The 23272-nt window shown below is 73.0% G+C and carries 17 protein-coding genes; 8 read left to right on the forward strand and 9 right to left on the reverse strand.

Features of this window, described 5'->3' with window-relative positions:
• Positions 1–79: 79 nt before the first annotated feature.
• The 3 genes from OG370_RS17830 (at position 80) to OG370_RS17840 (ending at position 4205) form a co-directional block, all read left to right on the forward strand.
• On the forward strand, positions 80–814 hold the full coding sequence (locus tag OG370_RS17830; RefSeq protein WP_328465418.1) for an ABC transporter ATP-binding protein: 735 nt from the start codon (positions 80–82) through the stop codon (positions 812–814).
• Entirely contained in the window at positions 808–3372 is a 2565-nt protein-coding gene (locus OG370_RS17835) for an ABC transporter permease (protein ID WP_328465420.1), read from the forward strand. Before OG370_RS17830 ends, OG370_RS17835 begins: the two co-directional genes overlap by 7 nt.
• A gap of 155 nt (positions 3373–3527) precedes the next feature.
• Positions 3528–4205: a GOLPH3/VPS74 family protein gene (locus OG370_RS17840; protein ID WP_328465422.1), complete on the forward strand. Its 678-nt coding sequence runs from the start codon at positions 3528–3530 to the stop codon at positions 4203–4205.
• Between the two features lie 19 nt (positions 4206–4224).
• On the opposite strand, the gene OG370_RS17845 is transcribed toward OG370_RS17840, so the two are convergent.
• On the reverse strand, positions 4225–5640 hold the full coding sequence (locus OG370_RS17845) for an MFS transporter (RefSeq protein WP_328465424.1): 1416 nt from the start codon (positions 5638–5640) through the stop codon (positions 4225–4227).
• A gap of 433 nt (positions 5641–6073) precedes the next feature.
• Between OG370_RS17845 and OG370_RS17850 the strand changes: the two genes are divergently transcribed.
• Positions 6074–6802: a GntR family transcriptional regulator gene (locus OG370_RS17850; protein ID WP_328465426.1), complete on the forward strand. Its 729-nt coding sequence runs from the start codon at positions 6074–6076 to the stop codon at positions 6800–6802.
• Between the two features lie 60 nt (positions 6803–6862).
• On the opposite strand, the gene OG370_RS17855 is transcribed toward OG370_RS17850, so the two are convergent.
• Positions 6863–7921, reverse strand: coding sequence for a zinc-binding dehydrogenase (locus OG370_RS17855; protein ID WP_328465428.1), 1059 nt, complete (start codon positions 7919–7921; stop codon positions 6863–6865).
• 349 nt (positions 7922–8270) lie between these two features.
• Here OG370_RS17855 and OG370_RS17860 point away from each other — a divergent pair, with 349 nt between their 5' ends.
• A complete protein-coding gene (locus tag OG370_RS17860; RefSeq protein ID WP_328465430.1) occupies positions 8271–10676 on the forward strand; it encodes a phosphocholine-specific phospholipase C in 2406 nt (801 codons plus the stop codon).
• Between the two features lie 129 nt (positions 10677–10805).
• On the opposite strand, the gene OG370_RS17865 is transcribed toward OG370_RS17860, so the two are convergent.
• A complete protein-coding gene (locus OG370_RS17865; protein ID WP_328465432.1) occupies positions 10806–12686 on the reverse strand; it encodes a protein kinase domain-containing protein in 1881 nt (626 codons plus the stop codon).
• 194 nt (positions 12687–12880) lie between these two features.
• Positions 12881–14206, reverse strand: a complete 1326-nt coding sequence (locus OG370_RS17870) for an MFS transporter (protein ID WP_328465433.1) — start codon at positions 14204–14206, stop codon at positions 12881–12883.
• Between the two features lie 115 nt (positions 14207–14321).
• Between OG370_RS17870 and OG370_RS17875 the strand changes: the two genes are divergently transcribed.
• A complete protein-coding gene (locus OG370_RS17875; protein WP_328465435.1) occupies positions 14322–15239 on the forward strand; it encodes a LysR family transcriptional regulator in 918 nt (305 codons plus the stop codon).
• 153 nt (positions 15240–15392) lie between these two features.
• Here OG370_RS17875 and OG370_RS17880 read toward each other — a convergent pair whose 3' ends face one another.
• The 5 genes from OG370_RS17880 to OG370_RS17900 form a co-directional block, all read right to left on the reverse strand.
• Positions 15393–15911 carry an adenylate kinase gene (locus OG370_RS17880; RefSeq protein WP_328474209.1) on the reverse strand — a complete coding sequence of 173 codons (519 nt, stop codon included), beginning with the start codon at positions 15909–15911 and terminating at the stop codon, positions 15393–15395.
• Between the two features lie 104 nt (positions 15912–16015).
• Positions 16016–17218 carry a hypothetical protein gene (locus OG370_RS17885; RefSeq protein WP_328465437.1) on the reverse strand — a complete coding sequence of 401 codons (1203 nt, stop codon included), beginning with the start codon at positions 17216–17218 and terminating at the stop codon, positions 16016–16018.
• A gap of 64 nt (positions 17219–17282) precedes the next feature.
• Complete coding sequence (locus OG370_RS17890) at positions 17283–18803, reverse strand: serine/threonine-protein kinase (RefSeq protein WP_328465439.1); 1521 nt, start codon at positions 18801–18803, stop codon at positions 17283–17285.
• Between the two features lie 374 nt (positions 18804–19177).
• Positions 19178–21892, reverse strand: a complete 2715-nt coding sequence (locus tag OG370_RS17895; RefSeq protein ID WP_328465441.1) for a glycosyl hydrolase family 95 catalytic domain-containing protein — start codon at positions 21890–21892, stop codon at positions 19178–19180.
• A 76-nt stretch (positions 21893–21968) separates the two neighbouring features.
• Complete coding sequence (locus OG370_RS17900; protein WP_328465443.1) at positions 21969–22121, reverse strand: hypothetical protein; 153 nt, start codon at positions 22119–22121, stop codon at positions 21969–21971.
• 454 nt (positions 22122–22575) lie between these two features.
• Here OG370_RS17900 and OG370_RS17905 point away from each other — a divergent pair, with 454 nt between their 5' ends.
• Both OG370_RS17905 and OG370_RS17910 read left to right on the forward strand, forming a co-directional pair.
• Positions 22576–22830, forward strand: a complete 255-nt coding sequence (locus OG370_RS17905) for a type II toxin-antitoxin system VapB family antitoxin (protein WP_328465445.1) — start codon at positions 22576–22578, stop codon at positions 22828–22830.
• A complete protein-coding gene (locus OG370_RS17910) occupies positions 22830–23249 on the forward strand; it encodes a PIN domain nuclease (RefSeq protein WP_328465447.1) in 420 nt (139 codons plus the stop codon). Before OG370_RS17905 ends, OG370_RS17910 begins: the two co-directional genes overlap by 1 nt.
• Positions 23250–23272 lie beyond the last annotated feature (23 nt).

The raw sequence follows: 23272 nt of genomic DNA on the forward strand, positions 1-23272 counted from the left end.
TGTCCGGTGGGTCTGGGCCCACCCCAGGACTCGGTCCTGCCCTCCTGCGCCCGGCCGCGCCCGGCGCTTGGGTGAGGGCATGGCGAACGAGGCGGTCCAACTGCGCGCGGTGAGCAGGACATACGGGTCGAGGGACGCGCGGGTCACCGCGCTCGACGACGTGACACTGGGCTTTCCGGCGGGAACCTTCACCGCGGTGATGGGCGCGTCGGGGTCGGGCAAGTCGACGCTGCTGCAGTGCGCGGCGGGGCTCGACCGGCCGACGTCCGGGGCGGTGCTGCTCGGCGGTACCGACCTGACCGGGCTGGGCGAGACGGAGTTGACGCTGCTGCGCCGCCGGCGGGTCGGCTTCGTCTTCCAGTCGTTCAACCTGCTGCCCGCGCTGACCGCGGAGCAGAACGTCGCGCTGCCGCTGCGGCTTTCCGGGCGGCGCCCGGCGAAGGGCGCCGTGCTGGAGGCGCTGGCCCGGGTCGGCCTCGCCGAGCGGGCCCGGCACCGCCCGGCCGAGCTGTCCGGCGGCCAGCAGCAACGGGTCGCGCTGGCAAGGGCGTTGATCACCCGGCCCGAGGTACTGTTCGGCGACGAGCCGACCGGCGCGCTGGACTCCGCGGCGAGCCGCCAGGTGCTGGCCATGCTGCGGGCCATGGTCGACGACGGCCGGACCGTCGTCATGGTCACCCACGACCCGGTCGCGGCCTCCTTCGCGGACCGGGTGCTGTTCCTCACCGACGGCCGGCCGAGCGGCGAACTGGCCTCCCCCACCGCCGAGTCGGTCGCCGCCCGCATGGCCCGGCTGGAGGCGGCGGCGTGTTGAGCACCGCGCTGCGGACCCTGCGGGCCCGCTGGGTCACCTTCGCCGGCAGTTTCGTCGCCCTCGCCCTCGGGGTGGGCCTGATCACGACGACGGGCCTGGCGCTCGCGTCCGGTGCGCACGCCCCGCACCGCGGCCCGGAGCGGTTCGCGTCCCCCTCGGCGCCGGTGGTCGTGCACGGCGCCGACACCCTGCGGGTGCCGACGCCGATCGGGGTGCGGACCGCGGAACTGTCGCAGCCCCGGCCGGTGCCGGCCGGCCTGATCACCGCGCTGGCGAAGCTCGGCACGGTCACCGCGGACCGGTCGTTCGCGGTGAGCGCCGCGCGCGGCCGGGCCGGCGCCGACCACCCCGGCCTCCCCGACGACTCCGGCAGCCCCGACAGAACTGACGGCGCTGACGACCCGACCGGCCCGACCGAACTGACCGGCCACCCCTGGGCCTCCGCCGGCTTCGCCGGTTACCGGCTCACCGCGGGCCGCGCGCCGGCCGCGCCGGACGAGGTCGTCGTCTCCGGCGCCTGGGCCCGCCCGGGGCAGCGGATCGCGATGCGCGCGGCCGGGAGCGTACGGACCAGGACCGTGGTCGGCACGGTCGCCGCTCTTCCCTTCGAGCGGGCGGTGTTCTTCACCGGCGCCGAGGCGGCCCGGCTCTCGCCGCGCGTCCACGACGTGGTGGTGGCGGCGCCCGCCCGCGCGGTGGTCTCGGCGGTCGCCGCGGACCCGGCGGCCGCCGGCGTCCAGGTGCTGACCGGCGACCGGCGGCGACTGGCCGACCCCGACCGGGACGGCGACCACGAGGCGATGGTCGCCGTCTACGCCCTGCTCGGCACCGCGGGCGGGGTCACCGGCTTCGTGTCGGTGTTCGTGGTGGCGTCGACGTTCGCGTTCTCCGTCGCCCTGCGCAGGCGGGAGTTCGGCCTGCTGCGGACCGCGGGGGCAACCCCGCGGCAGGTCCGGCGGATGGTGTTCGCCGAGGCGTTCGCGGTCGGGGTGCCGGCGTCGGCGGCGGGCTGCGTGCTCGGCGGATACGGCGCTCCGTGGCTGGCCCGGACCCTGGTGCGGCAGCGGGTCGCGCCGGGGTGGTTCGCGATCGGCGGGGCGGCCTGGCCGTACGGGGCGGCGTTCGGCACCGGCCTGCTGGTCGTCATGGCGGGGGTGTGGGCGGCCGGGCGGCGGGCGGGACGGGTCGCGCCCACCGAGGCGCTGCGGGACGCGGCCCTCGACCACCGGGTCATGGCGCCCGGCCGCCTGGTGGCGGGCGGCGCGCTGCTGCTGGGCGGCGGCTGGCTCCTGGTGTCGGGTCTGGTGTCCGACCCGGGTGGGGCGCTGCACCGCAAGGCGTACACCGTGCAGCCGATGGTGCTGATCACCGCGGTCGCGCTGCTCGCGCCGGCGGTGGTGCGACCGCTGGTCCGGCTGCTGGCGTGGCTGCCGGCCAGGCTGCCCGGCGCGACCTGGATGCTCGCCGGGGAGAGCGCCGCGGCGGCCGTCCGCCGCAGCGCGGCCCTCGCGGCGCCGGTGCTGATGTCGGTGGCGCTGGCCGGGTCGCTGCTGGGCGCGGCCGCGACCGTCGACGCGGCCAAGGCGGCGGAGGCGCGCGGGCAGAGCGCCGCCGGCTTCGTGGTCACCGCCGCCGACGGCGCGGGGTTCGCCCCGGCGACCGTCGCCCGGGTCGCCGCGGTGCCCGGCGCCGACACGGCCGCGTTCGCCCCGTCCACCGTGCACACCCTGGAGGACGGGGTGGCCCTCGTCGCGGACCGGGCCGAGGCGGTCTCCCCGGCGGGGCTGGCGGCGGTGGCGCGTCCGCCCGTCGTCGCGGGCCGGTTGGCGGCGCTCGACGACGGCTCGATCGTCGTCAACCAGGAGTGGGCCGACCACACGGTGGGTCACCGCGTGCGGGTGTGGCTGGGCGACGGCACGCGCAGGTCGCTGCGGATCGCGGCGGTGCTGCGGCAGGGCACCGGCGACAACGGCGTGTACGTCACGCCCGCGAACGGTGCGGGCTCCGCTGTGCGGCGGATCGACGTGCGGCTGCGGCCCGGCGCGGACCGCGCCACCGTCGTGACGGCGCTGCGGGACGCGGTGGCGCCGGCCGGCGGGCTGGTACGGACGGCGGACCGGTGGACGTCGGCGCGGTACCCGCGGACCGGCCGGCAGACCCTGATCGGCTTCTGGCTGGTGCTCGGCATCGCCCTGCTCTACACCGGCATCGCGCTGGCGAACACGACGGTGATGGCGACCGCCGACCGTTTCCGCGACCTCGCGGCGCTGCGGCTCGCGGGCGCGACCGTACGGCAGGTGCTGTGGCTTCTGGCCGCGGAGTCGCTGCTGGTGGTCGCCGCCGGCGTGCTGCTGGGCGGCCTGGTGACGGGCCTGGACCTGGCCGGCGTCCGGGTGGCCCTCGCGCTGCTGTCGGTACGGTCCGCCGTGGTAGTGCCGTGGGGCACGGTCGGGGCGGTGGCCGGGGCGTGCGCGGTGCTCACCGTGGTGTCCGCGCTGGTCCCGGCGGCGGTCCTGCTGCGCCGCGGCGCGGTCGGGGCGGCCGGGACCCGCGAGTGATCCGGAGCGGGTCCGCGGGCCCTCGCGGGGCGACGCGGGTGCGGTGTACCGGGTGCCGGTGCCGGGTACGGCGGGTACGGCGAAACGGGTGCCGTGCGCGGCGAACCGGGCGCCCCTCGGAAGGCGTCCAAGCTATTCCAGGGGAGGCGGAACAGATGGAACTGACCTTGGCGGAAGAGCTGTTGCTCCTCTCCAGGAACGAGCAGTCCGGTCGGCTCGCCGCCAGCGAGGCGGTGTCGTTCGGCGTGGCGGGGGCAGTGCTGATGGAACTGGCGCTGGACGGGCGGATCGGGGTGCGCGACAACCGGGTGGTCGCGCTCGACGGTGGGTCCGGCGCGCTCGCCGTACGCCAGGCCGGGCCGCCGGCGGAGGAGTTGTGGAAGCGCATCCGCGAGCAGCGGCGCCCGCGGCGGGCCGCACGGTGGGTGGGCTCCGCCAGGAACGACAAGGCGTACCAGAAAGTGCGGACCGGGCTCCGCGACCGCGGCATCGTGCACGCCGAACGCCGCCGTGTCCTCGGCCTGTTCCCCGCCACGCGCTGGACCGAGGCGGACCCTGTGCCGGCCGTCGAGATCCGCGACCGCGTCGCCCGGGCGGTGAGCGGTGGCGACGCCGACGAACGCACCGTCGCCCTCGTCCTGCTCGTCGACGCCTCCGAACTGTCCGCGCGGGTCTTCCCGCGGATCGACCGGCGCACCCGCAAGGACCGGTTGCGGAAGTTCGCCGCGGGTCCCTGGGCGAGCGAACCGGTCGGGGAGGCCGTCCGGGCGGTCACGAAGGGCGTCACCGGCGCCCTCTCCTCGGCCCGCGCCGCCCAGGCGGCGAACAACTGACGTGCGCCGGCCGCCCGGCTCAGCTCGGTACGGGCTCGGGTTCGGGACGGCCCGCCGGCGTCTCGTCGAGGTCGCTGAGGGCCAGGTCCTTCGATTCGCGCAGCACCAGGGTGGTCGCGATCCCGAGGACGAAGCAGATGCCGGCGATCAGGGTGACCACCCGCAGCCCGTAGTGGTCGAGTGCGATCGGGGTGATGAGCGCGCCCAGGAACGCGCCGATCTTGGCGATGCCCGCGGACAGGCCGTGGCCGGTGGAGCGGACGGCGGTGGGGTAGCTCTCGGCGGCGAGCAGCATGGTGGTGTAGTTCGGGCCGAGCGCGATGCCGAACAGGGAGATCCCGAAGACAAGGGCGAACGGGACGACGGTGTGGGTGAGCCCGCCGATGGCGGAGATCAGCAGCATCGACAGGGCGCTGCATCCGAAACCGATGATCTGGAGCCGGCGCCGGGGTATCCGGTCGAGCAGCGCGAGGCCGACGATCGCGGCGGTGAGGCTGAAGCAGACCACGAGGACCGCGTTGATGGCGATGTTGCGGATGGTGGTGGCCTGCGGCGTGATGCTGGCGATCAGCAGCGGCTGGCTGACCGAGTTGCCGTAGACGGCGACGTTGAAGAAGAACCAGGCGCCGGCGGTGCCGAGCAGGGCGAGCAGGAAGCGCCGGCCGCGCAGTACCGAGGTCAGGGACGGGCGCGGCGTGCCGGAGTCCCGGGTCTCGCGGGCCACGGTGTGCCCGGAGTAGTCGGCGAGGTCGTCGGCCGCCTGCGCCGCGTCGCCGGCCACGTTCAGCGTCCAGCGGGGCGACTCGGGCATGTGCCTGCGGTTCCACAGGACGAAGAGCGAGGGCAGCGCGCCCAGCCCCAGCACGATCCGCCAGGCCATGTGGTCGGGAGTGCCGACCGCGACGATCAGCAGCGCCACCAGATAGGCGGCGACCTGGCCGAGCACGTAGAACAGGAAGGTCGTGCCGACCAGCCGGCCCCGGTTGCGGCGGTTGGCGAACTCGGTCATGATCACGCCGCTCGCGGGGTAGTCGCCGCCGATGCCCAGGCCGAGGATCAGCCGTCCGGCCAGCAGGATCGCGAAGTTCGGGGCGAACGCGGACACCAGGGCGCCGACGATCATCAGCACCGCTTCGAGCCCGTAGATCCGGCGCCGGCCGAGGAGGTCGCCGAGGCGGCCGAAGACGAGGGCGCCGACCGCGACCGCCAGCAGGGTGGAGCTGGTGACCAGCGAGACCTGGCCGGAGTCGAGCCCGAACTGCGGCTTGACCAGCAGCATCACGGTGCCGATCACGTTCAGGTCGTAGGAGTCGGTGAAGAAGCCGGCGCCGGCGACCACGGCGGCCTTCAGGTGGAACGTGCTGAGCGGGGCGTCGTCCAGGGTCTTCTGGACGCCGGCGGGGCGGGCGACGGTCGTGGTGGCGGCGGAGGTCACAGCGTGTCCCCCTGGTCATGAGCGTCCATGAGCGCGGGCAGGTCCGCCACGCTGTCGCGGAGGTGGGTGCGGGTGCGGTCGGGGCAGGCCGGTGGGAGCGGAGTTCGCACAGTCGTCCTTCGTGGTGGTGTGCGCGAGGTGGTGGTTTCGCGTGCGGAGGCCGCGGACTGCGGGCGGGGACGGTCACGGGGTGCGCCGGCTCGCGGTTGAGTAGGACTGTCGCAGCGGCCCAGAAGGGCGTCAACGGCTTGTACTTACAAGTCATCGACTGTTCACCTGGAACCGACTCGATGAATCCGGACCAATCGACCCCATCGGCCACGTGGATCACACCGATCGCGCGCGACGCTTCGCCCTATGATGACAAGATCGGTTACGCTGGCGCTCCGGGGCCACGGATCGGGAGAATTCGCCCGCCTGTAGGGTCAGGCGTGTGAAGGAGTCTCTGCACAGCGCCATGGCAGCCGAGTTGCGTCGGCGCATCCGAAGCGGCGAGATCGGGGTCGGGGAGTCGCTGCCCTCGGAGGCCGACCTCTGCGAGGAGTTCTCAGCCTCGCGCACCCCGGTACGGCAGGCGCTGGCGACGCTGCGCGAGGAGGGCCTGATCAGCGGCGGCCAGGGGAAGCGCTCCATGGTCCTGGACGCCGTGCCGTCCCAGCCGTTCGGGTCGTTCCTGTCCTTCACCATGCGCGCCGAGCTCACCGGACACGTCCCGGGCCAGCGTCTCCAGGAGATCGCCCTGCGCCGCCCCGACCGGGCGGTGGCCGCCGCCCTCCAGATCGGCGCCGACGAGCTGGTGGTCCAACTCCTGCGGCTGCGCCTGCTCAACGGCCGGCCGGCCATGCTGGAGCGGATGACCTACACCGAGTCGGTCGGACGGCCGCTGATGAGCGCGGATCTCGACGCGGGCTCGATCTACGCGCTGCTCACCGAGCTGGGTACGGATCTCGCCTCGGCCCGGCACACCTTCGACGCGGTGGCCGCCGACGCCACCGACGCCGAACTGCTCGACGTGGCACCGGGGTCGGCGCTGCTGCGGGAGCGGCGTCTGACCACCGACTCCCAGGGCGTGCCGATCGAGTGGTCCGACGACCGCTACCGGCCGGACGTGGCCACCGTGACGGTGACCAACACCCGTAGTACGCGCACCGCGAGGCTCTGACCGCGCGGGTCCCCGGCTTCGGCGCCGGGGCCCCCGTCCACGGGTAGGGCGCGAACCACCTCAAAGGCGCGGCGCCACGGCCTGCCGCGGCGCCGCGGCTCCGCGGGCGGCCGCGAGCGCGGCGTCCATCCGGTCCAGCCCGTACGTTCCCCCGACCAGGTCGGCGAACGGATAGCCGCGGTGGTGTGCGGCGAGGAACCGTACGGCGTCCGCGAGGTCCACCGGGCGGTAGTTGTGCACGCCGACCACGGTGTGCAGCCCGCGGACCACCCGCTCGGGGTCGAGCGCCACGGTCGCGCCCGGTGACACCGAACCGACCAGCACCGCCGTACCGCCCACCGCGAGGGCGTCCAAACACCGCTGCACCGCGGTCGAATGCCCGGAGAACTCCATCGCGACGTCGGCCTCCCCCGGGGTGGACGCGCCGTCGTGCACCTCGGCCGCACCGAAGGTGAGGGCCTGGTCGCGCCGGGCCGGATCGGGGTCCACCGCGGCCACCCGCGCGCCCGCCGTGGTGGCCATGGCCACCGCCGTCAGACCGAGCATCCCGGCTCCCGTCACCAGCACCCGCCGGCCCCCCAGCGGGCCCGCGGCGGCGATCGCCGCGGCGACGGTCGCGGTCGCGCAGGACGCCGGACTGGCCACCTCGTCCGGCAGGTCGGCGGGCACCGCGACGACCGCCGTGCCCGGCAGGACGACGCAGTGGGTGGCGAACCCGCCGGTCAACGGCGCGCTCTCGACCAGCGGTTCGTGCCCGTACTTCCGCAGGCTCAGGCACTTGTGCGGCAGTCCCCGCGCGCAGCGTTCGCAGCCGCCGCAGGACGCGGTGACCGACCAGACCACCCGCATGCCGGGCGTCACCGGCGACCCGTCCACGCAGCGCACGCCTCCCGCGCCCACCCCGAGCACCGTGCCGACCTGCTCGTGGCCGAGCAGCGCGGGCACCGGGGAGGGACGCCGGCCCGACACCGTATGGAGGTCGCTGCCGCAGACCGTGGCCAGGTCGATCCGCACCAGCAGCTCTCCGGACCCCGGAACGACGGAGGTGCGGTCCGAGACCACGGAGAACGGGCTCCCCACCCCGTCCCAGCGGGCATAGCGGACCGGGACGGTATCCATCGAAGACGTCATGGACTGAACTTGTCATGACGGGAGGTAGAAATCAAAGACCTATAGCTACAGCTTGGCTTATTGTTCACCCTGTCAGCACCGGACCGCCTCAATCCCCCGCTCGCCCGCCATGCGCCGCCACGCACCGCCGAGCCCCGCCACACCATGACCAATGGTGGTAAACCGTGCCCAGCAACGGAATTGACGTCGCTCGTGGCGGCCATCCCGTCGACAGCCGTTCACCTGCCGGACAACAGATGTGTCATGACAGGTGACGGTGTGATGCGCCAAGTTCTGCATAGCCAGATCCCAGCAGCCGCGGGACCCCACCCCGCGCTGCCCGACGAAAGGTCTGTCCATGTCCCCGATCACCCGCAGAACCCTGCTCGGCTCGGCCGCCGCCGTCGGCGCGGGCACCGCGCTGGGCGGGCTGCCCCTCGGCGTCCAGAAGGCCATGGCGGCCTCCACCGGATCGGGTTCGCTCTCCTCGGTCAAGCACGTCGTGATCCTGATGCAGGAGAACCGCTCGTTCGACCACTACTACGGAACCCTCCGAGGCGTACGCGGCTTCGGCGACACCTCGCCGCTGCGCTTCCCGAGCGGCTCGAACGTCTGGAACCAGGACACCAAGGGCTCGGCGGGCGGCGGCGGCATCCTCCAGCCCTGGCACCTCGACACCTCGGTCTGCGACGCCCAGCAGGTCAAGGACCTCGACCACTCCTGGTCCGGCACCCACGCGGCCTGGAACAACGGCCTGAACAACAACTGGGTCCCGAACAAGTCCGGTTACGCCATGGGCTACTACACCCGCGCCGACGTGCCCTTCCACCACGCGCTGGCCGACGCCTTCACCATCTGCGACCAGTACTTCTGCTCGGTCCAGGGCCCCACCCACCCCAACCGGCTCTACCTGTGGACCGGGATGATCGACCCGGCGGGCACGGCCGGCGGCCCGGTCACCGTCAACGTCGAGAGCGGCTGCTCCTGGACCACCTACCCGGAGATGCTCCAGGACGCCGGCGTCTCCTGGCGGGTCTACCAGGAGGCGGACAACTACGACTGCAACCCGCTCGCCTGGTTCACCCAGTTCGTGAACGCCCCCACCACCTCCCCGCTGTACACCCGCGGCATGGCCCGGGTCGCGAGCATCACCTCGGCGATCAGCGCCGACATCGCGGCCGGCACCTTCCCCACCGTCTCCTGGGTGGTCGCCCCCACCGCCAAGTCCGAACACCCGGCCTACCGCCCGGCCGACGGCGCCGACTTCGTCAGCGGCGTGCTCTCCGCCATCGCCGCCGACCAGGCCACCTGGGACTCCACCGTCGTCTTCTACAACTACGACGAGAACGACGGCTTCTTCGACCACGTCGCGCCACCCGTCCCCGCCCCCGGCACCGCCGCGGAGTTCGTCGGCAGCACCCCGATCGGCATGGGCCCGCGCGTCCCGATGACCGTCATCTCCCCCTGGTCCACCGGCGGCCGGGTCTGCTCCCAGGTGTTCGACCACACCTCCCCCGTGCGGTTCGCCGAACTGGTCACCGGCGTGCGCTGCGTCAACATCTCCGACTGGCGGCGCGCGGTCAGCGGCGACCTCACCAGCGCCTTCACCTTCGGCACCGGTCCCGTCGCGTTCCCGACGGGCCTGCCCGACACCGCGGCCCTGGTCGCGGCGGCCGACCGGCAGAAGTCGCTGCCGGCCCCCGCGCTGCCCGCCACCGGCGCGCTGCCCGCGCAGGAGTCCGGCGACCGCCCCGCGCAGCCGCTGGGCTACGTCTTCGACACCGCGTCCTGGACCGACACCTCGACGAACCGCATCTGGTTCGAGACGGACAACGCGGGCACCCTGGCCGGGAGTTTCACGGCCTACACGGTCAACCACCGCACCTTCCAGGCGTGGAACCTGAACTGCCCGGTCGGCGGGAGCCTCACCGACTACTTCTCCGCGAAGACCTACGGCGGCGGCCCCTACGACATCGACCTGCACGGCCCCGACGGCTACCTCCGCGGCTTCCAGGGCAACGTCCTGACCTGGACGGACACCACCAAGGCCCACCCCGAGGCCCGCGTCGTCGACAACCGGGACGGCGCCACGCTGACCCTGACCGTCAGCAACGCCGGTCCGGTCTCCACCGTCTTCACCGTCCAGCCCAACGCCGCCTACCTCGCCCCTGCCGGCGGCACCGCCACCACCCTCACCGTGGCGGCCGGCGGCAGCTCCCGGACCACGCTGAAGGCCACCTCGGCCCGCCGTTACGACTACACCGTCACCGCCTCCACCGGCGACGGCTTCGCCCGCCGCTTCGCCGGCCGCCTCTACGCGACCTCGGGATCACCCGCCCCCGCCGCCACCCATGTGCTGGTCAACCGCAACAGCGGCCTGGCCATCGACGACCCCTCCGCCTCCAAGGCCGCCGGCACCGCGCTCATCCAGTGGCCGGTCGACGGCGGCGCGAACCAGAGCTGGCGGTTCGTCCCGCTGCCCGGCGGCGCCTACAACCTCGTCAACGTGTCCTCCGGCCTCGGCATGAACGTCGCCGGTGGCAGCAGGTCGCCCGGTGCCGGGATCATCCAGTACCCGCTCCAGGGCAGCACCAACGAGCAGTGGACCACGGCCCCCGTGGGCGACGGCTACGTCACCCTCACCAGCGTCAGAAGCGGCCTCGTCCTCGGCGTCACCGGCGCCTCCACCAGCCAGAGCGCCACCCTCCAGCAGCAGGGCAACACCGGGAGCGCCTCGCAGCAGTGGCTGCTGTCACCCGCGTAGGCCCCAGCTCGGCGGCGCGGAACGCCCGCCCGCCGTTCCGTTCGCGTTCCCGTCGCCACCGCCGCCCGCCGCGAGGTCGGGCGCCGGTGGCGGCGGGCTCTGGTGGGGCGGTGGCACGGGGGCGGACGGTCAGTCGTTGGACCAGAGGAGGTCGGCGGAGCTGCCGCAGGCGGTGGTGGTCGCGTAGGCGCCGACGGTGGTGTCGTTCTGCAGGCACTGGCCGGCCGAGACGTTCTGGAGGGTGGTGCCGGAGGAGGTCGAGCGGCCGAGCTTCCACCGGTCGGCGTCGGAACTGCCGCAGGAGACCACGTAGGTGAAGTTGTCCCCGCTGCCGGCCAGGCAGTTGCCGCTGCCGGCGTTCCGCAGTTCGAAGGTGCCGCCGGACACCGCGGCGTAGGTCCACTTGAAGGGGCCGCTGGAGCCGCAGCTCGCCAGGTAGGCGGAGGTGCTGTGGTTGACGTCGTAGGCGAGGCAGTGCCCGTCCAGGGCGGACACCAGCCGGTGGGTGCCGCTCGCGGTGATGGTCGAGCCCGAGCCGGACGAGCCGGTGGAACCCGAGGAACCGCCGGCCGAGCCGCCGGAACTGCCGGAGCTGCCCGAGGCCTTCGATCCGCCGGACCCGCCCGAACTCGACGAGGACCCGCCGGTACGGCCGGTCGATCCCGAGGTGGCCCGCGTGCCCGGGGCCCTGGTGCCGGGGTGCTTGCCGCCCGAGCCGGCAGTCGCGCCCTTGGAGGGTGACGTGCCCTTCTTGGTGGCGGAGTTGGACGCGGAGGGCGTCGCGGAGCCGGCCGACGTCCCGGCGCTGGACGTGGCGGCCGCCGTGCCTCCGCCACCGGACGACGCGTGCCCGTCGTGGTCCTTCGGCGTGAGCAGGTACGGGGTGAGCGCCACCGCTCCGCCGGTCGCGACGACCACCAGGGGTATCACCAGGACGCGCGGCAGCCGCAGCCTGCGCCGCTCGGGCTGGGGCGCGGGCACGGGCGCGATTTCCGGCGCGGGCTCCGGTTCAGGCCGGGCTCCGGGCTTCGGGCCCGAGGGGCCGGCTCCGGGCTCGGAACCCGGGGGCAGCTCGGCGCCGGCCTCCGTCGCTCGCTCCCGCGCCTCCGGTTCGGGTACCCGCTTCGCCGACTCGCTTCGCGTGGCGAGGAGTTCACGTACGCGCGGCGGCCAGGGCGGCACCCCCGCGGCGACGTGCGACGCGGCCCGCGCCGCCAACTCGGCTGCGGTGGGACGGTCTTGAGGATCGCGCGCGAGGCAGTCGGCGACCACCGACGCCAGTTCCCCGTCGACCGCACGAAGCGGCGCGAGGTCCGGCTCCTGGTGGATGATGCGGTAGAGCATCTGCACGCCGCCGCCGTCCCCGTACGGCGGCTGCCCGGTCGCCGCGTACCCCAGCAGGCAGCCCAGGGCGAACACGTCCGTGGCACCCGTCAAGTCCCTTTGGCTGGAAGCCTGTTCCGGCGACATGTACGCGGGGGTGCCGATCACCATCCCGGACTGGGTCAACCGGCTCTGTTCCAGCGCCATCGCCACCCCGAAGTCGATCAGGGTGAGCCCGTCCGCGCGCAGCATCACGTTCGACGGCTTGAGATCCCGGTGCACGATGCCGACCTCGTTCACCACGGCGAGGCCCGCCGCGGCCTCCCGCAGCAGCAGCCAGACGTCCGCGACGGGCATCGGCCCGCCGTTCACCCGCAGCGCCGCGTCCAGGGTGATACCGGGAATGTGCGCGGTGGCGAGCCATGGTGGCCGCGACTCCCGGTCGCTGTCCAGGAGTTCGGCGCTGACCCCTGCGGGCAGGCGGGCCAGGTTGTCGAGTTCGTGGCCGAAGCGCCGCCGGAACCCCTCGTCGTCGGTCAGATGCGGGTGCACCTGCTTGACCGCGGCGAACCGCCCGCCGGCCAGGCCCAGGTAGACCCGCCCCATCCCGCCCGACCCGAGCCGGCCCAGCAGCGTGAAGGGGCCGATCCGGCTCGGGTCGTTCTCCGTGAGTGGCTCGGCTCCCATCCCACTCGGACCACTTCCGTCTCCCCCGTACGCAGTCATGCGCAGCAGGCTAGTCAACGCCTGCACGCCGTGTCATGCCGGAGCCGACGGCGCGGCGGCCCCATGTCCCTTACGGCCCGGGCGCGTTCGCCGTGCTTCGGGCCGCCCCGGGACGGACCTGATCGGGACTCCCGGGTTCTCCGTACGGCGGCGGGTCAGGCGGCGAGTCGGGCGCCCGCGGCGGAACGGCGGGCCGTACCGGCCAGGGCGGCGGCCCCGGTCATGACGGCCAGGAGCGCACCGGTGAACCAGAGCATCGCCGTGGTGACCGGCAGGGAGCGGGTCGCGACGCCGAGGCCGACGACGGGGACGATCAGCCCGAGGTAGGCGATCAGGAAGAGCCCGGCCAGGGCGGAACCGCGCTGCGCGGGAGCGGCCTCGGCGATCACGGTCCCGATCGCGGACTTGAACAGCACGCCCGCGCCCGCGCCGGCCAGCGCGCCGCCGACCAGGAACGCGGCGAGGTCGGCCCGCTCCATGCCGGCGGCCAGGACGACCAGCCCGGCGGCCTCGCCGAGGAGGCCTACGGCCAGCCGTGTGCCCGCTGTCATACGGGTGGTGGCGGACTGGGCGAGCGCCGCGGTGCCGAAGACCATGAAGACGACGACCCCGGCGAGCAGGCGGCTCGGGTGATGCAGCGGGCCGGCGACGAAGGCCGGGGCGAGCGAGGAGAGCATGCCGAACGCCGCGAAGGCGCTGAACGCGGAGACGACGGAGGCGAGATAGCCGGTCCGGCCGCCGGACGGGACCGAGACGGTCTGCGGCCGCCAGGCCGGCCGCCGCGGCAACTCCTCGACGGTCTCGGGGGCGGCGGCCACGGCGGCGATGCCCAGGAGCAGCAGGATCGCGAAGACCAGGTACGGGGTGCGGAGCGGCTCGGTGACGAACTGGGCGAGGAAGCCGGCCACCAGCGGGCCGACCCCGAGACCGCCGATGTTCGCGGCCGTCGAGATCACCTCGAAGCGCCCGCGGCCGGCGCCGGGACGGCCGGCCGTGTGCAGTTCGTGCAGGTGGGCGGTGGCCGTGGCGGTGATCATGCCGACGCCCAGTCCGGTGACGAACCGCGCCACGACCAGGCCGGGCAGCGCCGGCCAGGACAGGAACAGCACGGCGGCGACGGCTTCGAGGGCCAGCGCCGGGATCAGCACCCTCTTGCGGCCCACCCAGTCCGAGATGTGCCCGGCCAGCATCAGGCTCGCGACCACGCCGACCGCGTAGACCGCGAACACGACGGTGATCGTGAAGGTCGAGAAGCCGTCGCGCCGCTGGTAGAGCGGGTAGAGCGGGGTCGGCACCGTCGAGAAGGCCATCGAGGTCAGGAACACGGCGGCGATGAGCCAGAAGCCGACGGAGTGCCGGCGGGAGCCGCGGCCGGCCGGATCGGCTTCGGGGTACGTGTCCGGTGAGGGTGCGGGCCCGGGCGCGTTGCCGGTCGTGCCGGTCGTGCCGGTCGTCGACTCGGGTGCCGTCTCGGTCGTCATGTCTGTCCTCCGTGGCTCGACGACACCACGGTGCGCCTCGCAGGCCCATCACGTCCAACAATCGTTTCTGCTGGCAATCAGCACGTCCGATGATGAATATGAGAGGATCTCGGACATGGAGCTCAGGCATCTGGAGTACTTCGTGGCCGTCGCGGAGGAGCTCAACTTCACCCGGGCCGCCGAGCGCCTGCACGTGGTGCAGTCCGGGGTGTCCGCGACCGTGAAGGCGCTGGAGAGGGAGCTCGGCGTCCCGCTGCTCGACCGCACCTCGCGCCGGGTGGAGCTGACCGACGCCGGGACCGCGCTCCTGCCCAAGGCCCGGGCCGCGCTCGACGCCGTCGAGGACGCCCGCGACACCGTGGGCGAGGTGACCGGGGGCCTGCGCGGCACTGTGCGGATCGGCACGCTGACATCCGTCGCGCTGATCGACCTGCCCGGCCTGCTCGGGCGGTTCCACCGCCGCCACCCGGACGTGGCACTGCGGCTGACGGCGGCCCCGACCGGCTCGGGCGGCCTGGTCACCTCGCTCGCCGAAGGAGCCCTCGACCTCGCCTTCGTCTCCCTGCCCGGGCCGCCCCCGGCGGGCGTGCGCCTGCACGAACTGACCTTCGCCCCGCTGGACCTGGTCGTGCCGGCCGGGCACCGGCTCGCCGAGCGGGCGTCGGTGGCCATGGCCGAACTGGCCGACGAGCGGTTCGTGGACTTCCCCCTCGGCTACGGCAACCGCAGTGTCACCGACCGGGCGTTCGCCACCGCCGGGCTGAACCGGCAGGTGGCCATCGAGATCACCGACATCTCCACCGGCGCGGCCTTCGTCCGGCAGGGCCTGGGCATCGCCCTGCTGCCGCGGTTCGTCATCCCCGCACGCGACGACATACGGCAGTTGGCGGTCACGGACGCCGACCTGCGCTGGCCGGTGTCGCTGGCCGTCTCCGACACCCGCCGGCTCGGGTCCGCCGCTCGGGCCCTGGCCGCGATGGCGACCGTGGCCGCCGCGGTGGACCCGCCGCCGCAGCGCCCGTCAACCGGCTGAGCGGGCAGCGGGCAGCGGCCGGCTCCGTTCGGACGACCGCCTCGACGGTCGATCGAGAAGACGGTCGAGAAGACGATCGGGGTGGGCACCTCAATCCGCCTGCGGCACGCGCCCGTTGCCTTCCGCTCGGCCGACGCGTGAGGGGCCGCCCGGTCAGAGCGACGCCAGCCAGGCCGCGGTGTCCTTGGGGTGGCCGAGGCGAATGACGTCGAGAGGCGCGAAGCGGGGATCGCTGGCACGGCGCCCGATCTCGCGCCGCCGGGGCGCGTGTTGGGACCACGCCCACCACGCCGGGTGCTCCCGGCTCAACCAGCCCGCCCACGTCTCCCTGTTGCCGCCGAAGAGCACCTCGCGCGTGACCGTACGCCGCAACGAACGCCACAGGACGCGGGGCATGACGACCCGCCGGGGATAGTCCAGCCACACCACGGTGCCGGCCCGGTCCCACAGCAGATCGCGGACCTCCGGACAGCCGAGCGAGTCGAAGACCCAGCCCGGCTCGGCGACAAGGCTCGACACGTCCTCGGCCAACCTGCCGTTGACCGCCCAGCCGGGTCCGTTGAAGTACAGGGCGTCCATCTCGTGGCAGGGCACTCCGAGTCGGCCGCCCAGAGCCCGCGCGAGCGTCGTCTTCCCGGCACCGGTGACCCCCACCACCAAGATCCGCCGCACGGCGTCTCCGTCCCCGTCCACCCGAAATCTCCTCGTCCGTAACCGAGTTGACCAACCCGCCCCCAACTCGGCACCTCCGAAGCGGCACTCCCGCGTCCCGCGGGTCATCCGGGGACGATGGGCGTGGCGAGTTCCGGGCAGCAGAGGTGGACCGTGCCGTCGGGGCGGGCCGGGAAGGAATGGTCGAGCCGCCATCCCTGCTCCGCCGCCACGCGCAGGACGGCGTGCGCGCCCGCGCCGCGGAAGTGCCAGGGCCGTACCGCGATCCGGCGCAGGACGCGGCCTGACTCGTCGGCCTGGTAGCCCTTGGCGGGGTTCCTCTCGGTCTCGGTGCGGATCTGCTCGGGCAGGTACGCCCGCAGGTGGGCGAGGTAGGCGTCGGCGCTGCCACGCAGTTCCAGGGCGCGCAGCCGCGGCAGGAAGACGAAGGTGAGCAGCGGCATCGCGAACCGGCGCGGCAGCGGCCCCCACGGCGTCCCCGGGTACGGCGCGGGCCCGTACGGGTCCGGCACACCGGTGTGCTGCGGTGGCGGGATCAACCGGAAGAAGTGCACCGCCTCGGCCGGCTTCCTGGTGGCGTCCCAGTCCATCGACCAGCCGCGTCGCCGGGCGAGTTGGTCGAGCGCGGCCGAGTCCAGGCCGCGGTAGTGCTCCACCGGCAGTTCGCACTTCGCGCGCCGTACGCCGCTGGGCGGGAGTTCGGAGACAGCCCAACCGCTGCTCTTCTCCGCCTTCGTGAAGCGCTCCGCGAGGCGGGAGTCGGTGAACGGCGCCCAGCTCTCGGCCCGTCCGCTCCACTCCGCGCGCAGCCGCCGCCAGGAGATCCCGGTCTTCGTGAAGCCGAACACCCCTTCCGACAGGCCGACGTTGGCGCTGGAGCCGGTGTCGAGCCAGATCACCAGGGCAAGCAGGGCGAGCGCGATCAGCGCCCACACCGGTATGTAGAGGAACTGGAACACGAACTGGGCCACCAGCCCGAACCGCGAGCGGCGCGGCGCGGCGTCGAACTGCCGTATGGCGGGCGGCTCTTGCTTGCGGTACGCCTCGGCGCCCCGCGGCTGCCAGCCGCCGCTCCCGGGTGTACGGCCGTCGTCCCGCGGGAGTGCCCCGCCTTGGCCCGGCCTCTGCCCCGGTCCCTGGGGCGGCGGTCCCTGGGGCGGGTATCCGGTGGCGGGCGGCGGACCGTAGCCGCCGGGTGGGGAACCGTACCCGCCGGGTTGAGGCCCGTAGCCGCCGGCGACTCGGGGGTCGGCTCCGGCGCCGCCGGGGTTGCCGTAGGGGCCCGGACCTCCGGGAGGTGTGGTCATGACTCTCCTTCTCGCCTGCCGGGACGATCCTTCGGTGCGCAGCCGCCACGGGCGGCGGGCGCACTCACAAGGTGTGGATCGTCAGATGCTTCTTGACCTGGTCGAAGATGCGCTGGCCCTGCGCGGACTGGGTGGCGGCCGCCGGCATCACCACATCCAGCGTGTACAGGTCGCCGTCCCCGCTGACCACGTCCAGTTCGAGTTCGCGCGCGGCCGTGTGCGCGTCGACCGTGAGGTCGGTGTAGTGGACCTCGAGCCGGGCCGCGGTCTGGCCCTGCTGCGTCGCCTCGACGACCCGGCCGTCGGCGTCCTGCACCGTGTCGGAGTACTTGATCTGGCCACCGCCCTTGTACCACTGCAGGTTGGCGTTGGCGACGCCCGCCGCGCTGTCCTTCTCGCCCTGCTTCTTGTACAGCGTCACCGTGAAGACCCCGTGCGGGTCGGTGTACGTCACCTTCTTGTCGGCGATGCTGCGCACGTAGTCGCCGGGCACCGCGACCGTGGCGTCGACGCCCCGCTCCTGGTACGACTTCCAGCCCTTGGGCAGGCCACCGCCGAACGGGTAGACGATCGCGATCACCGCCCCCGCCACCGCGGCCGCGACCACCACCGCGGTGACCGTCTGCGCGCGGCGGCTGCGGCGCAGCGCCCGTATCGCCCGGCCGGCGGCGGAGGGCCCGACGGCGCCGCCCCCGCCGACCGAACCGGCCCCGACCACCGCGCCGGCTGCGCCGATCCCGCCGACCGCGGTGGCCACGGCCGTACCCCCGGCCTGGGACGGAACGCGCGGCGGGTCGAGGACGGACCTCAACTCGTCGCCGAACCGCGCCGCGGTCGTGCGCGCCGACGACTCCTTGCGCAGCACCCCCAGGATCGGCCCGGCGAGCGGCCCCGCCTCGCGCGGCGGCGGCAACTCCGCGAGCAGGACGGCCTGGAAGGTCGACGGTGTGGCCTGCCGGCGGAACGGCGACACGCCCTCCACCGCCTGGTAGAGCACGACCCCGAGCGACCACAGGTCGGACTCGGGCCCCGGCCGCTGCCCCAGCACCCGCTCGGGGGCGATGTACTCCGGCGACCCGATGAAGGCCCCGGTCTCCGTCAGCGGCTCCTCGCCCTCGACATGGGCGATGCCGAAATCGGTGAGCACCACCCGGCCGTGCCGGCCGAGCAGGATGTTCGCGGGCTTCACGTCGCGGTGCAGCACTCCGGCCTCGTGCGCGGCGACGAGAGCGCCGAGGACCGCGAGCCCGATCCTGGCCGCCTCCCGCGCCGGGACCGTCCCCTCGGCGAGCACCTCCGCCAGCGACCGGCCGCGCACCAACTCCATGACGATCCAGGGCCGGTCGTCCTCGACGACCACGTCGTGCACGGTGACCACGGAGGGATGGTCGATCCGGGCGGCGGCACGCGCCTCGCGCTGCATCCGCAGATACGCGGTCTGCCGCTGGGCGTCGGTCATGTGCTCGGGGACCCGCGGCTCCTTCACGGCCACGTCGCGGTCCACGACCTCGTCGTGCGCCCGCCACACGGTGCCCATGCCGCCGAAGCCGAGCCGCTCGACGAGGCGGTAGCGCTCACCGACCAACCGCCCACCGCCCGTACCACCGGGACCAGTTGGGGCGGGGGCGGACGGGGCTCCCAAGGGTGGCGTGGCCGCGGCCTCCGACGCTGCCGGCGGGCTGAGTTCGTAGCTCGTCACTGTCCGTGTGGCCTCGTCTTCGGGCTGCCCGCCCGTGCCCCCGTTGGTTGCCATACCCGCATCATCCCAGCCCCGCGGCCCCCCGATACGGGTCCTTCCGCGCCCGTGGCAAAGGTGTGACCGACCCGCCGCGCCGCCCCCGTCGCACCACCTCCACCAGGCGGCCCTCCTGCTCCACACGGCACGTGGAGCAGGAGAAGCACGCAACCCCTACAGCGCTGACCGACCTTCGGCCGTTCGCCGGGCTCGCCCCGGGACGATCACCCCGCCGCGCTTCCGGTGATCTTGAACGAGGAGATCGTGTCGTTGGCACCGAGGCCCGTCAGGTCCGCGTTGTCCGCCGTGAACGTCCACGACGCGCCCGTGAAGTCGCCGTCGGCGTAGGCCACCACCGTGAATCCGGCCGGCACCCGGATCGAGGAGATCGCGTCGTTGGTGATGCCCGCGGCCTCCATCTGGGAGATCGTGTAGCTGCCGTCGCCCAACTTCACGCCGGCTCCGCCGTAGTTGCTGTCGGGGTAGAACGTCGGCCCGGCCACGCCGCCGGCGCCGTCCAGTCCGATCTTCACCCCGCCCAGGTGCTTGGCGGTGGTCGCGGCGGTTCCGGTCACCTGGGCGTAGGGCAACGACGTGGTGAGTGCCGAAGGCTGCTCGACCAGGTAGCTCTGGCCGGCGGTGACCGGGACGCTGAGGGTGCCGGCCGTCGTGGCGGCCACCACCACGGCGCCGGTCGACCCGTTGACGACCTCGGCCGACTTCCCGGACCACGGATTGCGCACCTTCATGGTCTCGGTGGTGCCGGCGTGGATCGCGGCCGTGGCGAGCGTGCCGCCCTCCATCTGGACGTCGACCTTGCCGCCGTCCTGGATGAACACGGTGCCGGCGGCGTCCCAGCCGCTCGGCCAGGCGGGAGCGAACCGGAGCAGGCCGTCGTAGTCCTGCACCAGGGCCTCGTCGACCCCGGCCGCCACCCCGGCCGCCTGCTCGATGTACGACTCGGTGCCGACGGTGCTGCCGAGGTCGGCCATTCCGGAGATGTACACCTGGTGCGACTCGGTGATCCCGACTAGCCGGTTCTGCACCTCGCCGGCCATGCCGAGTCGGGCCGCCTGGATGGCGTCCAGGCTCCAGTCGTTCCCGCCGGTGACCGGCCGGTACGTGTACGTCCGCTTGGCCAGCGCCAGCATGCTGGAGGTGTCGCTGATCACGTTCCAGGGCCAGACCGGCTCCAGCCCGATGTTCTCCGAGTTCCTGATCGTCGCCGCCGGCTGGTACGAGTCGGCGATCACGTCCGCGCCGGCCGCGTCGTCCGCGGGGGTGAGCAGTTGGGTCCTGGTCGCCTCGTCGGTGCGGGCGTAGGGCGGCAGTTCGCCGAGGGCGGTCTGCAGTTGGGACACCAGCGAGGTGTCGGTGCCCAGCTTCTGCGCCGCGCTGATCACCGCCGGGAAGAGCGCCTGGTCCGCGACGATGTCGGTGGTCGGGTCGGTGACCGCCCACTGCGTCTCGTGCGCGTTCGCGGTGGCGTGCAGCAGACCGTCGGAGCCCTTGGTCTGGTAGCCGAGCAGGAAGATCGCCGACTGCTGCATCAGCGGGTAGTACTTGGTGAGGAACGCGGTGTCACCGGTCGCCTGGTACTGCTGCCACACGTACAGCGAGATCTCCGCCCCGCTGGTGATGTCCAGGGCGTTCCAGTTCGGGCTGCCCGGCTCGCTGCAGGCGGCGTTGGCTCCCGCGGACGGGTCCCCGCCGTTGCCGTTGAAGCGCATGACCTCCGGCACGCAGGCACCGGCGTGCCCGCTCATCTGCGCCTTCGTCCAGCTCTCGATCGCCGCGAGGTTGTTCAGGTAGAGGTCGAAGATCGGGGTGTTGAGGGCGTAGTTGCCCGACGTCATGTTGGCCGATATCTGGGTGCGCAGGTTCCACAACCAGGTCGACGACGGTGTCCAGTTCTGCTGGTCCTGGCCGAAGTTGAACATGTCCGTGACGCCGGCCTGGCTGCCCGGGTAGGTGCCCCGCATCGAGGCCGCCTCGGTGTAGAGGTAGATCGTCCGCAGCGCCTCCATGTACTGGGCTGAGCCGTCAGAGGAGTTCAGCTCGATCAGGCCGCTCCTGGCCCAGAAGCCGTTCCACCAAGTGGACTGGCTGCTCAGCAGGGTCGACTCGGCCACGGTCGCGTCGCCGCCCAGCAGATCGGCCGCCGTCGTGGCGGCGTTGCCCCCGGTCCAGCTGGGCGCGCCGACCACGATCCGGTACGACCCGTCCGCGTTGGGCTTGAAACTGACCTGCACCGTCGTGGAGTTCACCACCGAGGTGCTGACTCCCTGCCCGCCGGCGGTGATCGCGGCCAGCGAGCCGAAGGTCCGACCCGACGGCTCCTGCTCGGCGTTGTCCACCCAGGTCTCCGCCAGGGTGCCGATCGTGCCGGACGTGGCGGCGGTCGGGTTGCGGCCCGACCACAGGCGCACATTGGCGGTCTGCGTGGTGTTCGGGTTCGCGCCCGTCACGTCCACGATCAGCTCGTCCTTGCCCGAAGGCACCCACGCCTTCAGGGTCTGGCCGCCGCCGGACTCCGTGAGCACCCCGTTGTAGAGGTCCAGCCGGCCGGTGAAGTCGGACGCCGAGGTCATCGTGCTCAACCCCGGGATCTGCACCTGCCCGGGCGACTTGCGGTCCGGCATGGTGTCGGTGCGGTTCAGCTGGGCGGTGAACCCGCCCGCCGCCCAAGCGGCCACCCCCAGCGAACCGTTGCCCAGGCCGAGCGACTGCGCGGCCTGCGTGTTCGGCGTGCCGAGCACGATGTCGGAGCGGCTGACGACCCCGCCGGGGTCCAGGTTGAAGTTGCCGTTCTGCCATGCCGTCGTGGTGGTGGCCGCCGAGGCGCTCGGCGGATCGACGAGCACGGACAGGAACAGCGAGATCAGGGAGAGCACCGCGACGAGCGGCGTCCACCTCAGGATGATCGGACGTGACGACACAAGACCTCCTCGGCCGGGCCAACATGACCCTGATTTCAGGCGGTGCTGTCCTCGTTCGGCGCTCGGCGCTCGGCGTTCAGCGCGAGCGCGCCGGCGGCGCGCAGAGCCGGCCGCCGATGCGGCGCTCGGCGCGGTCGGGGAAGTGGTCGGCGAAGTCGGCGCCGATCGTGGCGACGGCGGCAACCGCCGTCGCCCCTGGGTGCCGTGAGCCTCTGGGGAACCCGTGCATCGAATGCTCCTGGGACGTGGGGGGTGTGTTCGGCGCTCCGTGTGGGGGCCGGCATGCGGGTTGACGCATACATGACGCGAGCGCGAATCGCACCGACCGTACAGAGCCGGATACCTGATCGCAAGGTTCGACTTTGCACAAGAAAAAACAAAAACACTCACCGCAAGAGAGCGTTCCCAGGTCGGCGGGCTGCGGTGATAGATCCTACGAATCTTCCCTCATTTTCCAGCCGACCAGACTCCTGCGCCACATCTGGACACGGAGACACCCGCGCGCTACAAAGACATCCGACCTATCCACCGACGCCCACATCCCCCGACGCAAGCCTTGCGGCCGGCAGGCGCCACGCCCCTTCGCGACCCCGTCTTCATGACGGTTGCAGCTGTAACGATATCTCCAACCCCAAGATAATGATATCGTTTGTAGCCAGGTCGTCACGAAGGGAGCCGCCCACATGGCCAGGACAGTCATCGACCTCGACGAGGACATGGTCACCGAAGCCATGCGCATCTTCGGCACCAAGACGAAGGCGAAGGCCGTTCGCCTCGCCATGGAGGATGCCGTGAAGCGGCACCTGCGCCAGGAGTTCTTCGACGCCATGGACGCCGGCGAGCTGGACTTCAGCGAGATCGTCGAGACCACCGGCCCGCGCAACGCCGACGGCTCCCTCAAGCGCGACAACGGTCACGACGGAGGCCGCGCCGCCTGATGCAGGACCGCTACCTGATCGACAAGTCCGCCCTGGCCCGCTGGACGAAACCGGGCGTGAAGGAAGTCCTCAGGCCGCTGCACGAGCGGTACCTGCTCGCGGTGTGCCGACCCACCGAGTACGAGATGATCCACTCGGCACGCGACAACGCCGAGGCTCTCCGCATCAGCACGTGGCTCCATGCCTTCGACTACCTGCCCACCGACGACGACGCCTTCAGCCTCGCTCTGGAGATCCAGCGCCACGCGCTCAACGCCGGCTTCCATCGGGCCCTGTCCCTCCCGGACCTGCTGATCGCCGCCACCGCCGAAGTCAACCGGCGAACCGTCCTCCATTACGACGGCGACTTCGACATGATCGCCTCGCTCACCGGCCAGCCCACCGAATGGGTCGTCCCGCCCGGCAACGCCGATCGGTGAGCATGCGGGCACGACGGCACCGG

Source organism: Streptomyces sp. NBC_00448 (genome assembly GCF_036014115.1).
In the GTDB taxonomy this organism is placed as follows: Bacteria; Actinomycetota; Actinomycetes; order Streptomycetales; family Streptomycetaceae; genus Actinacidiphila.

Bases quoted from the DNA above. Each gene is read 5' to 3' on its own strand.
- OG370_RS17830 (WP_328465418.1), top strand. From the start codon at position 80: ATGGCGAACGAGGCGGTCCAACTGCGCGCGGTGAGCAGGACATACGGG.
- OG370_RS17840 (WP_328465422.1), top strand. From the start codon at position 3,528: ATGGAACTGACCTTGGCGGAAGAGCTGTTGCTCCTCTCCAGGAACGAG.
- OG370_RS17855 (WP_328465428.1), bottom strand. From the start codon at position 7,921: ATGGATACCGTCCCGGTCCGCTATGCCCGCTGGGACGGGGTGGGGAGC.
- OG370_RS17860 (WP_328465430.1), top strand. From the start codon at position 8,271: ATGTCCCCGATCACCCGCAGAACCCTGCTCGGCTCGGCCGCCGCCGTC.
- OG370_RS17865 (WP_328465432.1), bottom strand. From the start codon at position 12,686: ATGGGAGCCGAGCCACTCACGGAGAACGACCCGAGCCGGATCGGCCCC.
- OG370_RS17870 (WP_328465433.1), bottom strand. From the start codon at position 14,206: ATGACGACCGAGACGGCACCCGAGTCGACGACCGGCACGACCGGCACG.
- OG370_RS17875 (WP_328465435.1), top strand. From the start codon at position 14,322: ATGGAGCTCAGGCATCTGGAGTACTTCGTGGCCGTCGCGGAGGAGCTC.
- OG370_RS17885 (WP_328465437.1), bottom strand. From the start codon at position 17,218: ATGACCACACCTCCCGGAGGTCCGGGCCCCTACGGCAACCCCGGCGGC.
- OG370_RS17900 (WP_328465443.1), bottom strand. From the start codon at position 22,121: ATGCACGGGTTCCCCAGAGGCTCACGGCACCCAGGGGCGACGGCGGTT.
- OG370_RS17905 (WP_328465445.1), top strand. From the start codon at position 22,576: ATGGCCAGGACAGTCATCGACCTCGACGAGGACATGGTCACCGAAGCC.
- OG370_RS17910 (WP_328465447.1), top strand. From the start codon at position 22,830: ATGCAGGACCGCTACCTGATCGACAAGTCCGCCCTGGCCCGCTGGACG.